11 protein-coding genes and 1 tRNA gene (1 of these 12 only partly in view) are annotated in these 12498 nt (G+C 67.5%); 3 read left to right on the top strand and 9 right to left on the bottom strand.

The features are described 5' to 3' along the window. Positions 1-22: transfer RNA gene (locus RTO53_RS14815), tRNA-Pro, on the top strand; it begins 155 nt to the left of the window's first position. 65 nt (positions 23-87) lie between these two features. Here RTO53_RS14815 and RTO53_RS14810 read toward each other — a convergent pair. Next, positions 88-1611: an MFS transporter gene (locus RTO53_RS14810; RefSeq protein ID WP_312238510.1), complete on the bottom strand. Its 1524-nt coding sequence runs from the start codon at positions 1609-1611 to the stop codon at positions 88-90. 172 nt (positions 1612-1783) lie between these two features. On the opposite strand from RTO53_RS14810, the gene RTO53_RS14805 reads away from it, so the two are divergent. Next, on the top strand, positions 1784-2635 hold the full coding sequence (locus RTO53_RS14805) for a LysR substrate-binding domain-containing protein (protein ID WP_312238509.1): 852 nt from the start codon (positions 1784-1786) through the stop codon (positions 2633-2635). 218 nt (positions 2636-2853) lie between these two features. Continuing rightward, the gene (locus tag RTO53_RS14800) at positions 2854-4065 is read left to right on the top strand and encodes an MFS transporter (protein ID WP_312238508.1); all 1212 of its coding nucleotides are present in this window, start codon (positions 2854-2856) and stop codon (positions 4063-4065) included. Between the two features lie 129 nt (positions 4066-4194). Here the strand turns inward: RTO53_RS14800 and RTO53_RS14795 are convergent, their stop codons facing one another. The 8 genes from RTO53_RS14795 to RTO53_RS14760 form a co-directional block, all read right to left on the bottom strand. Beyond that, complete coding sequence (locus RTO53_RS14795) at positions 4195-5457, bottom strand: glutamate-5-semialdehyde dehydrogenase (protein ID WP_312238507.1); 1263 nt, start codon at positions 5455-5457, stop codon at positions 4195-4197. A gap of 114 nt (positions 5458-5571) precedes the next feature. Then, on the bottom strand, positions 5572-6714 hold the full coding sequence (proB, locus tag RTO53_RS14790; RefSeq protein ID WP_312238514.1) for a glutamate 5-kinase: 1143 nt from the start codon (positions 6712-6714) through the stop codon (positions 5572-5574). A 19-nt stretch (positions 6715-6733) separates the two neighbouring features. Then, positions 6734-6994 carry a YciI family protein gene (locus tag RTO53_RS14785; protein WP_312238506.1) on the bottom strand — a complete coding sequence of 87 codons (261 nt, stop codon included), beginning with the start codon at positions 6992-6994 and terminating at the stop codon, positions 6734-6736. Positions 6995-7066: 72 nt separating this feature from the next. After that, positions 7067-8362 (bottom strand): argininosuccinate lyase, encoded by a 1296-nt coding sequence (gene argH / locus RTO53_RS14780; RefSeq protein WP_312238505.1) that lies wholly within the window; start codon positions 8360-8362, stop codon positions 7067-7069. 74 nt (positions 8363-8436) lie between these two features. Beyond that, positions 8437-9390 carry an N-acetyl-gamma-glutamyl-phosphate reductase gene (argC, locus tag RTO53_RS14775; protein WP_312238504.1) on the bottom strand — a complete coding sequence of 318 codons (954 nt, stop codon included), beginning with the start codon at positions 9388-9390 and terminating at the stop codon, positions 8437-8439. Continuing rightward, positions 9387-9986, bottom strand: coding sequence for a GNAT family N-acetyltransferase (locus tag RTO53_RS14770; protein ID WP_312238503.1), 600 nt, complete (start codon positions 9984-9986; stop codon positions 9387-9389). Before RTO53_RS14770 ends, argC begins: the two co-directional genes overlap by 4 nt. Before the next feature lie 5 nt (positions 9987-9991). Beyond that, positions 9992-11317: an acetylglutamate kinase gene (locus RTO53_RS14765; RefSeq protein WP_312238502.1), complete on the bottom strand. Its 1326-nt coding sequence runs from the start codon at positions 11315-11317 to the stop codon at positions 9992-9994. A gap of 73 nt (positions 11318-11390) precedes the next feature. Continuing rightward, positions 11391-12479, bottom strand: a complete 1089-nt coding sequence (locus RTO53_RS14760; RefSeq protein WP_312238513.1) for an acetylornithine deacetylase — start codon at positions 12477-12479, stop codon at positions 11391-11393. Positions 12480-12498: the final 19 nt, after the last annotated feature.

Below are 12498 nucleotides of genomic sequence, written 5' to 3'. Positions count from 1 at the left end.
TCGAATCCTGTCTCCCCGACCAATTACTGGTCACAATAAAGCCTGGAAGACTCACGTCCTCCGGGCTTTTTTGTGTCCGCGCGAAGGCTACGAGCAGGCCCCGACGGCCTGCGTGACCGGGCGCCGGCCGAACGCCAGCAGGCTGAGCGCGGCGAATACCCAGACGGCTACGCCGCCGTATAGCAGCACCCACCCAAACCCCTGCGCCAGCGCCGCCCGGGCCACGTCCGCCGTAACCGCCCCCATGCCATCGGCGGTGGAACTGCCCGCCGTCAGGCGTTCGGCCAGTGCATGCAACGCTGCGTGCGCCGATGACGGCGGCGAGGCGTTACGCAACGCTGCCAGCGTGCCCTGGACAAACAGGTAGCCCATCAGCGCGATATTGAGCGAGAGACTGATCATGCGCGCACTCAGGTCGATACCCGACGCCATGCCCGCACGGTCGCCGGGCACTGCCGCCGTGGTGGTATTGGTGACCGGGGTGTTGGTCAGGCCCAGACCGATGCCGGCCAGCAAGCTCCCCGGCAACATCGTCATCGCGCTGGCGTGCGGCCCGCTGGTACCCCACTTCATCAGCATGAAACCCAGGCCGATGGTGAACAGGCCCAACGGGATGACCCGGTCCGGTCCATGGCGCATCGCAAGGCGTTCGCCCAAGGGAGGAAACAGCAGTGTCGGCAAGGTATACGCCAGCAACGCAAGCCCACTGCCGAGTGCGTCGTAGCCCAGCGCGTTCTGGAAATACAGCGGCAGGAAAATCATGCACGGCCAGAAGCTGAAATTCATGCCGGCCGATCCGAACAACGCGCCCGAAAAAAGACGGATGCGGAATACCGAAAAATCGAACATCGGATCTTCGTGACGGCATTCGGCCCAGACGAAGACGGCGATGGCGAGGCCGCCGATCAGCAGGCTGGTCAGCGCCGGCACGCTGGTGAACCCGAGCACCGGTCCCTGCGTGATGTACCAGGCGATACCGAACACCGCCAGCGACAAGGACGCGATGCCCAGCAGGTCCAGCCTGCGATGCTGCCGGTCGCGCGATTCATCAACACCGGCCACCACCAGCACCAGCGCGAGGACGGTCAGTGGACCATGCGCCAGGAATACCCATTGCCAACTGGACAGCGCGACGATCGCAGCACCGATGATGGGCCCGAAACCCAGCCCAAGCCCGAAGACGATGCCCCACGTGCTGAATGCCCTGCCCCTGGGCATGCCTGACGGAAAGCGGTGCGAGAGCACCGCGACCTGACATATCAACATGGCGCCGCCGGACACGCCCTGCAGGATGCGGGCGGCAATCAGTGTGTTGGCGTTGCCTGCCAAGCCGCATGCCATCGAGCTCATGCCAAACAAGGCCAGGCTGCCGACCAGTAGCCGCTTGCGCCCATAGCGGTCGGCCAGCGTTCCGGTGGCCATCAGCACGGTAGTGCAGGCGATGGTGTAGGCATTCATGATCCACTGCAGGTCGTTGAAGTCGCTGTGCAGTACGGTTTCCAACGTGGGGAGGATCACTGGCACGCTGGATATCTCCAGGCCGAACATCAATGAAGCAAGGCACACGCCGGCCAGCGTGAAATGGTTTTTCTGCGAAGAAGCGAGTGGCATACAGGTCTCCCGTGAGGGGGTTGGCGGATGTCTGGCCACGCCCTCGCCGCCCGGCCGAAAGGCAGGCAGGAGGTGGCGTGTTCAAACCGGTACGCCATTCTGGAATCCCACTGGAAATGATGGAAATGATTAAGTTTTGTGGGATTGATCAATTTCCATCATCATTGCCCGCATGGATTACGACCCTGCCCTGCTACGCGCGTTCGTCGCGGTGACCGACACCGGCGGCTTCACCCGCGCTGCCGAACGGCTGCACCTGAGCCAGTCGGCGATCAGTCACCAGATTGGTCGGCTGGAAGCACACGCCGGCATCAAGCTGCTGGTACGTACAACCCGTCGATTGGCGCTGACCGAAGATGGGGAGGACTTTCTGCGCCATGCGCTTGCGGTCCTGGCCGCGCACGACGCGCTGGCTCATCGCTTCCAGCGCTCATCGCTGTCCGGCGCCGTCCGCTTCGGGGTGCCGGAAAACTTCATGGGCGAGCGCCTGCCGTCGCTGCTGTCGCGTTTCTCGCGGCTGTTTCCTGCCGTAAGGCTGGAGGTGACGGTTGGCACCTATCTGGATCTGCGCGCGCTGGTGGCCGCCGACGCACTGGACCTGGCGGTGGTGATGTCGTTGCCCGACACCGACGACGGCGGCACTCTGCTGCGGCCTACGCAGTTCGTCTGGGCAGCGGCGCAGTCGGTCGAGTTCGATGCGAGCCAGCCGCTGCCACTCGCTTTCTCGCCGATGCCGTGCGTGCACCGGCAGGTGGGGCTGGATGCGCTGGATACCGCCGGGGTGGACTGGCGCATCGTGTTCACTTCGCCCAGCCAGCAGGGACTGCGGGCGGCGGTGCTGGCCGGGCTGGCTGTCACGGCGGTTCCACACGGTGACCTGGAAGCGGGCATGGTGGTGGTTGACGGTCTTTACGGACTGCCTGTGCTGCCGACCGCCGAGTTCCGTCTTATCCGGCGTGCGCTGGGCAACAGCCCGGCAGCGGATGCCTTCGGCCGTCTGCTGGCCGAAATGCCGGCCACATGATTGCGTCGAACACGACACACGTGGGGCGCCCCGACCCGCTGGCGCGGCCCGTTCATCGCCGGCAAGGTGTCGCAGGTACAATGGCGCTACGGGATGCGCGCGATTCCATTCCCATCCTGCTCCGCTGATACCCTGCAGAATCCGGCCGCTGGCCGGGTTCTGCGTTTACGCACCTCCGCCCGGCCGGCGGTTGCGCCACCTGCAAGAGATCCACGTCCATGACCCAAGCCGCCCCCCACGCAACGCCGCTCCTGCACGGACGCGTCCTGGCGTTCGCCGCCATCCTGCTGGCTGCGCTGAACCTGCGTACCGCCGTCACCTCGGTGACGCCGCTGCTGGACCTGCTCGGCCAGACCTTCGGCTTCGGCACCACCATGACCGGCGTGCTCGGCATGCTGCCCACCGCGTCGTTTGCGCTGTTCGGCGTGACCACGCCCATGGTCGCCCGCCGCATCGGTCTGGAACGTACCGCCCTGCTCGCCATGGGCCTGGCCACCGTCGGCCTGCTGCTGCGCTCGATGGCCGGCGGTATCGGCAGCTTGCTGTTCGGCTCCATCGTCGCGCTGGCCGGCATGGGCATCGGCAACGTGGTCGTGCCGCCGCTGGTCAAGCGCTACTTCGCCAACCGCGTCGGCACCGTCAGCACGCTGTACATCACCGTGCTGCAGATCGGCACGATGATGCCGGCCCTGCTGGCCGTGCCGCTGGCCGAAAGCGCCGGCTGGCGCGTGTCGCTCGGCATCTGGTCGATCCTCGCCCTGGCTGCGGCGCTGCCGTGGATGCTGCTGGCGCGCCGCCGCCCGCATCCGGACCCGCTGGACACCGCCGCCGATCCGGCCGCGCAGCCGCACGGCAAGGTCTGGCGCACGCCGCTGGGATGGGGCATGACGTTGATGTTCGGCATGACCTCGCTGATGACCTACTCGATGTTCACCTGGTTGCCGCGCATCGTGGTTGAAGCCGGTGCCACGCCGGGGTTCGGCGGGATCATGGTTGCGATCTTCGCCGCGTGCGGCCTGCTGCCGTCGCTGACCATGCCCGCGCTGGCAGTGCGCCTGCGCAATCCCTTCCCGCTGGTGCTGATCGGTTTTTCGGCGTTCCTGATCGCGTTTGCCGGGCTGCTGTTCGCGCCGATGAAGGCACCGTGGCTGTGGGCGATCCTGCTCGGCATCGGGCCGTCCACGTTCCCGCTGGCGCTGACCTTGATCAACCTGCGTACCCGCACACCCGCCGGCTCGGCGGCGTTGTCCGGTTTCATGCAGGGCGTGGGTTATGCCTTCAGCTGCTTGGGGCCGTTCCTGTTCGGCTGGCTGCACGAAATCAGCGGCGCCTGGTACCTGCCGTTCGGATTCCTGGTGGTGTGCGCGGTCATCCTGCTGACTGCCTCGTGGGTGGCGTGCAAGCCGCAGAAGCTCGAAGACCAGTGGTGATCTGACCACCGGTAGTGCCGGCCGCTGGCCGGCTGCCCTTTCGGCGGGACGCGGAGGCGCCGGCCAGCGGCCGGCAGCGCCCGTTGCGAGCATTTGCAATGAGGAGCCGCCGCCACCGGCGTGCGCCGCCTAGATCCGGGTCTGGCCTTCCCCGCGCACCACGAAACGCTCCACCGTCAGGGCTTCCAGGCCCATCGGGCCGTACGCGTGCAGGCGCGTGGTGGAAATGCCGATCTCCGCGCCCAGCCCCAGTTCGCCCCCGTCGGAGAAACGCGAGGAGGCGTTGACCATCACCACCGCCGAGCGCAGCGCGTGCACGAAACGTTCGGCCGCGGCGGCGTCTTCGGTGGCGATGACTTCGGTATGGTCCGAGCTGTACTGCTGGATGTGTGCAAGCGCCCGGTCGAGATCGTCGACCACGCGCACGGCGATGATCAGGTCCAGGTATTCGGCCGCGTAATCGTCGTCGGTGGCCAGCGCGGCATCGGTCAGCCAGTGCTGTGCACGTGCGTCGGCGCGGATCGCCACGCCGCGCGCGCGCAGCGCCTTGTCGGCCAATGGCAGGAACGTGGCGGCGATATCGGCGTGGACCAGCAGCGTCTCCAGCGAATTGCAGGCCGACGGTCGGCTGCATTTTCCGTCCAGCAGCAGCGCCAGCGCGCGTTCGACATCGGCCGCGCAGTCTACGTAAAGGTGGCACACGCCCTTGTAGTGCTTGATCACCGGCACCCGCGCATGTTCGGCGACGAAACGGATCAGGCCTTCGCCACCGCGCGGGATCGCCAGGTCGATCAGGTCGTTGAGCTGCAGCAGGGCCAGCATGGTCTCGCGGCGCAGGTCTTCGACCAGGGTCAGCGCGGCATCGGGTACGCCGGCCGCGCGCAACGCACGCTTGAGCGCACCGGCAATCGCGGTGTTGGAATGGATCGCCTCCGAACCGCCGCGCAGGATCACGCCGTTGCCCGCCTTGATGCACAGCGCGGCCGCATCGGCGGTCACGTTCGGGCGCGCCTCGTAGATCATCGCGATCACGCCCAGGGGCACGCGCACTTTCTGCACGCGGATGCCGCTGGGGCGTACGTCATCGCGGGTGACCGCGCCGACCGGATCGGGCAGTGCGGCCACCTCGCGCAGGGCGGTGGCGATGCCGGCCAGGCGTTGCGGGTTCAGCGCCAGGCGATCGAGCATCGCGGAGCCGGTGCCCTTCTCGCGCGCTGCGTCCAGATCGCGCGTATTGGCGGCGAGAATCGCATCGGCATCGGCCTCCAGTGCGGCAGCCATCGTCTCCAGCAGCGCCGTCTTGGCAGTGGAGGACAGCTGCGCGAGGTGCTGGGCCGCGTTGCGGCAGGCCAGCGCCTGGGCGCGGATGTCGGCGGGGGAGCTGGCGACCATCTCAATATCCTCGGAAAAAGCAGCGAAACGCCACGCCATGCGTGGCTGCGGAATCTCGAACGACGCCCGGGTGCGCGGCCAGGGAGAGCGTCGCGCGACACGCCACGGCACCGGTCACAGCAGTACCAGATCGTCGCGGTGGATCACGTTGCCACCGTAGTTGTAGCCGAGCACGCTTTCAATGTCGCGCGAATGGCGCCCGGCGATGCGGCGGATGTCGCTGGCCGAATACTGGCTCACGCCCCGCGCCAGGCGCACCTCGCCACTGGCATCACGCAGGCGCACTTCGACCATGTCGCCACGGCGGAAGTCCCCGTCCGCGCCGCGCACGCCACCGGGCAGCAGCGAGGCGCCCTTGTCGCGCAGCGCCGTGGCCGCGCCGTCGTCGACCAGGATCGCGCCCGGCTCCAGCGGCGCGTGCCGCAGCCAGTACTTGCGCGCGGCCACGCGGGTCTGCGCGGCGTGGATGCGAGTGCCGAACAGGCGCCCCTGCGCCAGCGCGCGCACCACGTCGCTGTCGCGGCCGTTGAACAGGCAGGTGTCGATACCGACGCGGCCGGCCTTGGCCGCGGCCTCCAGCTTGGTATGCATGCCGCCGGTACCCGCGCCCGTGCCGGCGCCACCTGCCATCGCCAGCACCTGCCCGGTGAGTTCGGGCACGTCATGGATCGGGCGCGCCTGCGGGTCGCGGCGCGGGTCGGCGCTGTACAGGCCATCGATGTCGGTGGCGATGAACAGCACGTCGGCATCGATCAGCGCCGCCACGGTCGCGGCCAGGTTGTCGTTGTCGCCCAGCTTGAGCTCGTCCACCGACACGGTGTCGTTTTCGTTGACCACCGGCAGCGCGCCAAGGCGCAGCAGTTCATTGAGGGTGGCGCGCGCATTGAGGTAGCGGCGGCGGTTGCGCAGGTCGTCGTGGGTAAGCAGTACCTGTGCCACCGGACGCTCGAAGAAGCGCTGCCACAGCCCGATCAACTGCGCCTGGCCGAGCGCGGCCAGCGCCTGCCGGGCGGCCATCGCCGCGCCGGCCTCCAGTGCACGCGGCACGATCGCGCGGCCGGCGGCGACCGCGCCGGAGGAGACGATCACCACCTCGCGCCCGGCCAGCACGTTGGCCGACACGAACTGCGCCAGCCCCAACGCATGGCGCGGCGACAGACCGCCGCCGTCGGCAGCCAGCAGGCTGCTGCCCACCTTGAGCACGGCACGCTTCCACTGCGGCACGGTCTGTTCGGGAAACGGCGAGTGCACGGTCATGGTCATTGGTACGTACGCCTCAGCGGGTGTTCCATTCGTGGATGCTGGCGGTGGCACTGCCGCGCACCAGCAGCGGATCGGTGTCCACCAGCGCCTGCGCGGCGGCCAGATCGGGCACGTCCTGCAGCACGTAGGCACCGCCGCTCTTGTCGCTGAAGCCGCCGGTCAGCAGCAGCTGTCCACGCGCACGCACCGCGTCGAGGAAACGGACGTGCTCGGCGCCGACGTCATCGCTGAAGGCCGGGGTGCGCTTCACCAGGACCAGGTAACAGGATTTCATGGCATTCCTTTTTCCGCCGGGCACGCCCGGCACGAAGATGAAAAAACGGCGACCTCGCGGTCGCCGTCGTGATTACACCAGTGCGGCCCAGCGGGCGCGCAACTCGTCCAGCCGCAGGTCGGCGGCCGCGCCGGGCGAGACGCGCGCGGCCAGGCTGCCCTCGGGCGTGCGTCCCTGCCCGGCCGTGTCTGCGGCCGCCGCGGCCGCCTTGTAGGCCTCACGGAACGGCACGCCGGCCACCGCCGCTTCCACCGCCACATCGGTGGCATACATGCCCGAGTCGATCGCCGCACGCAGCTTGTCGTCGCGCCATTCCAGGTTGGCCAGCAAGGCCGGCAGCAGTTCCAGTGCGGCCAGGCCGCGACCAAAGCCATGGAAGATCGCACCCTTGCTGCTCTGCAGGTCGCGGTGGTACCCGGACGGCAGCGACAGCAGCTGCTCGATCTCGGTGCGCGCCGCCGCCACGCTGGCGTGGGTGGCACGCATCAGCTCGATCACGTCCGGGTTGCGCTTGTTGGGCATGATCGAGCTGCCGGTGGTGTACTGCGCCGGCAACGCGACGAAGCCGAACTCGCCACTGGTGAACAGCGACAGATCCCAGGCGATGCGGCGCAGGTCGAGGGTCGCGCCACCGAGCGCTTCCAGTGCGGCCAGCTCGAACTTGCCGCGCGAGAGCTGTGCATAGATCGGCGAGATCTGCATGCGCGCAAACCCCAGTGCCTCGGTGGTGTGGGCGCGATCCAGCGGCAGGTTCACGCCGTAGCCCGCGGCGGTACCCAGCGGGTTGGCATCGACCAGGTTGAAGGTGTCGTGCGCGCGGATGGCGTTGTCGATGAACGCCTCGGCCCAGCCCGCCCACCACATGCCTGCCGAGGACACCACCGCGCGCTGGATGTGGGTGTAGCCCGGCACCGGCAGGTCCTGCTCGGCCTCGGCACGGTCGAGCGCGACCTTGGCGATCTCGCGGCTCAGGCCGGCCACCTGCTGCAGCTTGTCCTTCAGCCACAGCCGGGTAGCCACCAGGATCTGGTCGTTGCGGCTGCGGCCGGTGTGGATCTTGCGGCCGGCATCGCCGAGGCGCTCGGTCAGCCGCGCTTCGATCGCCGAGTGGCAATCCTCGAAGCGCTCATCCAGCACGAACGCGCCGCTGCGGAAGTCCTCGGCCAACACGTCCAGCTCGCGCTGCAGGCCGTCCAGTTCATCGCCGGAGAGGATCCCGATGTGCTGCAGGCCCTGCGCGTGCGCCTTGCTGGCAGCGACGTCGTACAGGAAGAATTCGCGATCCAGGATCACGTCATCGCCGGCCAGGAAGGTCTGGATCTTGGCGTCCACCGCCACGCCGGGCTTCTGCCACAGAAGGTCTGCCATGTCTTGCTCCGTAGGCGGAATCGCTCCGCCAGGTTGTACGCGCGCACCCTGGACGGGTGCGCAGCGGATAAGGTTCAGTGCGGGATCGAGGCCAGTTCGTCCAGGCCCAGTGCCAGGTTGAGGTTCTGCATGGCCTGGGTGGCCGCGCCCTTGAGCAGGTTGTCCAGGGTCGCCACCACCACCACGCGTTTGCCACCCGGGGCGACGTCGAAGCCGCCGATCTGCACGCCGTGGCGGCCGGCGATGCGGCTGACCCACGGGGCTTCGTCGAGCACTTCGATCAGCGCCTCGTTGGCGTAGTACGCCTGGTACAGGGCGATGACGTCCTCGCGCTTAACCGTCTCGTTCAACCACAGGTTGACGGTCATGGTGATGCCACGGAAATGCGGCGCCACGTGCGGCATGAACTCGACCGGCACGCGCAGGTGCGCGGTAACTTCGCGCTCGTGCACGTGGTTGGTGAGCGCGTACGGCATCAGGTTGTCGCGCAGCAGTTCGGGGTTGTTCTTGTCCGATGCGGTGGTGCCGGCACCGGAATAGCCGGACACGCCGAAGCACTGCGGCGGGCCGGCCAGCTGCTTGAGCAGCGGGCTGATCGCCAGCTGCATCGCGGTGGCATAGCAGCCCGGGTTGCTGATGTGCTTCTGGCCCAGGTAATCGCCCCGGGTCAGCTCGGGCAGGCCGTAGTACCAGCTGCCTTCGAAGCGGTGGTCGGCCGACAGGTCGACGATCACCGTGTCCGGCCTTGCGGCGTCGAGCGCGGTGACGAACGGTGCGGACAGGCCATTGGGCAATGCCAGGATCACCGCGTCCACGCCCTTGGCCGCGACCGCGTCGGCGTCCAGGTTTTCAAACTGCAGGTCGCCCTGCCAGTCGGCGTGGTGGTCGGCCACGCGCTGGCCGGCCAGCTCACGCGAGGATACGAAGCCCAGCGTCAGGTTCGGGTGCGCGGCGATCAGCCTGATCAGCTCGGCGCCGGTATGGCCGCGGGCGCCGACGATGCCGACGGTGAAAGAGGTAGTGCTCATGCGTGTGCGTCCAGGCGGTGCTGCAGGTGGCGCTTCACGCCCTGCCATTCCGCGTCGATGATGGAGAAGATGACGGTGTCGCGCGGGGTGCCATCGGGGTGGCGCTTGTGGTTGCGCAGCACGCCGTCCTGCTTGGCACCCAACCGCGCGATCGCCGTGCGCGAGGTGAAATTGAACCAGCTGGTTTCAAACACCACGCTCAGGCAGTTGAGCCGTTCGAAGGCGTGGGTGAGCAGCATCAGCTTGGTCTCGGTGTTGACGCCGGTGCGCTGGGCCGCCTCGCCATACCAGGTGTAGCCGATGCTCAGCCTGGGCACGTCCTCTTCCATCCCGTAGTAGCGGGTGGTGCCGACCACTTCATCGGCGGCGTTGAGAACCACGAACGGCAGCACCTTGCCCTCGGCCTGCGCCTGCAGCGCCGCCTGCACGTAGGCGGTCATGGTCTTGGCGCTGGGCACCTGGGTGTACCAGAGCCGGGACAGCGCACCATCGCCCAGCGCGCCGCGCAGACCATCGATGTGCGCCATCTGCAGCGGCTCCAGCCGGGCGTGCGTGCCGGCCAGTGTGGGCACCTTGGTCCAATCGGCGTGATTCATGGGGTTCAGCCCTCCAGGCTCGGGGTGCGCGTTGCGCAATGTTCAACGTAGGTGCGGATCCGCTCGAAGCCATCGGCGCCGAACCAGAACACCTTCCAGGTGCCCTGCTTGTAGCACCCGTCGGATTCGGCGTAGTAGAAGTGATTGATCGGGTTGCCGTTGCGCGAGCGCCAGAACAGCTGCGGGGTTTCCTCCAGCATGACATTCCACACCGCCCGGCCGAGGCCTTCGCCCTGCGCGTCATCGAGCACCGCGAACTTGTCCAGGTACACGCCTTCGGCTTCGTCGGTGAGGATCACCGCGGCGCGGTAGTTCTCGCTGACGTAGGCACGCAGCAGTCGGGTCCGGTCGAAGTAATCGGGCACCAGCGTGCGGCCGAAGCTGGATTCGATCAGCTGCTTCAGCCGCGGCAGGTCCAGCTCGCTCCAGGCGGTGGCGCGCAGCACCTTTTCGCCCTTGCGTACCAGCGTGCCCGAGCCCTTGTGGGTGAACAGTTCCTTGGCCAGGTCCGCCGGCCGGGTGATCGACACCGACGACTCCAGCGGCAGGCGGTCGAGCAGGTCCTTGATCTGTTCGATCTTGACCCGCATGCCGCCGTGGATCCACGGCTGCTGCATCAGCTGGTCGTACTCGGTGGACAGGTTGATCGAGTCGATCACCTTGCCCTCTTCGTCGAGCAGGCCGCCGGTACCGGTGAGGAAGATGATCTTGTACGGCTGCAGTTCCTGCACCAGCTCGTTGGCGGCGAAGTCGGCGTTGACGTTGAGGATCTGCCCGCAGCGGGTTTCGCCGAGGCTGGTGATCACCGGGATGGAGCCGGCACGCAGGCTGGCTTCGATCGGGGCCAGGTTGACCTTCTTCACTTCGCCGACCAGGCCGTAGGTGGCCTGGTCCAGGTACTCGGCCTCGAACACGCCGCCGGTGATCGACGTGGCGCGCGCGCCGTTCTGCTGCAGGACTTCAACCAGCTGCAGGTTGGAGGCCTGGAACACCCGGCGCACGATCGCCAGGCCTTCCGGCGAAGTCACGCGCAGGCCGTTGACGGTTTCCTTGACGATGCCCGCCGCCGACAGCTCGGCGTCCAGCTGCGGGCCGGCGCCGTGCAGCACGATCGGGGTCAGCCCGACTTCCTGCAGGAACGACAGCGAGGAGGTCAGCGCATCCAGGTCATCACGCAGCACCGCGCCGCCGACTTTGACCACGGCGAAGCGCTTGGCGTCCAGCTGCGAAAAACGCTTGAGGTACTGGCTGATCTCCTTCGCGCTGGCCATGCTGGAGAGCAGGCGCACGATGGTCTGACGGGTCTGGCGGTGGGGCTGGGAAGAAGGCATTTCGGTATCGTCACAGGCGGCCGGGGCCGCGATGGGAGTTCCGTCAGTGGGCGACCACGACGGCGTCATTCGATCAGGCGCCGTGCGCGATGATGCGGTGCACGGACTCGGTGTAACGCTGCAGCTGCTCCAGCGTCACGAACTCATCGGCAGTGTGTGCCTGGGCGATGTCGCCCGGGCCGTACACCAGCGTGGTGTAACCCCCGGCCGAGAACAGCGAGGCCTCGGTCCAGAAATCCACCGCATTGCCGATCGGGATATCCAGCGCATCGGCCACGTCCCGCGCGGCCAGGCGGCGGTTTTCTGCTTCGGCGATATCGCCGGTCGGGAAGCTCGGCCCACGGAAGGTCTCGGTGAACACCGCGGCCTCCGGTTCGGCAAAACTGGCAAAGGTGGCCAGCAGCGCATCGATGTCCATCGACGGCAGCGGGCGGAAGCCGAAACGCACTTCGGCGGCGGGTGCGATCATATTCGCCTTGATGCCACCTTCCACGCGGCCGATGTTGAAACGCAGGCCGGTCAGCCCGCCAAAGCGTGCATGGGCCAGCGACGCCACGTGGTCCAGGGCGCGGTTGCCCCAGCGCATCGCCTGGTGCAGCGCACTGGCGGCGGCATCCTGTTTGCCCGACGCATGCCCTGCCCGTCCCGTGAACTGCATAAGCACCGAACTGATGCCGCGATGCGCGAGCACCGCTTCGCTCATGGTCGGCTCGGCCACCAGCACCGCCTCATACGGAATGCCGCGCGCCAGGAACGCAGCGATGCAGCGCGGATCGTTGGCTTCTTCGTCGCTGGAGAACAGGAACGCGGCATCGCCATCGCTGGCGTTGGCAGCGGCCACCAATGCAGCCGCAGCCCCCTTGATGTCGCACACACCCAGGCCGATCACGCGGTCCTCCGCGCGCCGCATCACGTGCGGATCGGCCGTCCAATGCGGCGAGTCCGGCACGGTATCCAGGTGCACGTTGAACAGATACTTCGGCGTCCCGCGCACGGCATACAGGCTGACCGCACCGTCGCCATGGTCGATCACCTCCACGTTGAACCCGGGCAGGTTCGCGCGCAGGTAATCGAAAATACCGCCGGTGGTGATCGCACGCGGCGGGTTGCGCGTGTCGAAGGACACGAGCTGCTGCAGGTGATCGAGTGTCTGTTCAAGCATGTGTCTGAGTACCCGTAGG

The organism is Stenotrophomonas sp., assembly GCF_031995405.1.
Lineage (GTDB): Bacteria > Pseudomonadota > Gammaproteobacteria > Xanthomonadales > Xanthomonadaceae > Stenotrophomonas.
Note: the sequence above shows the minus strand (reverse complement) of the source record. Positions and strands in the feature narration are given on the sequence as shown.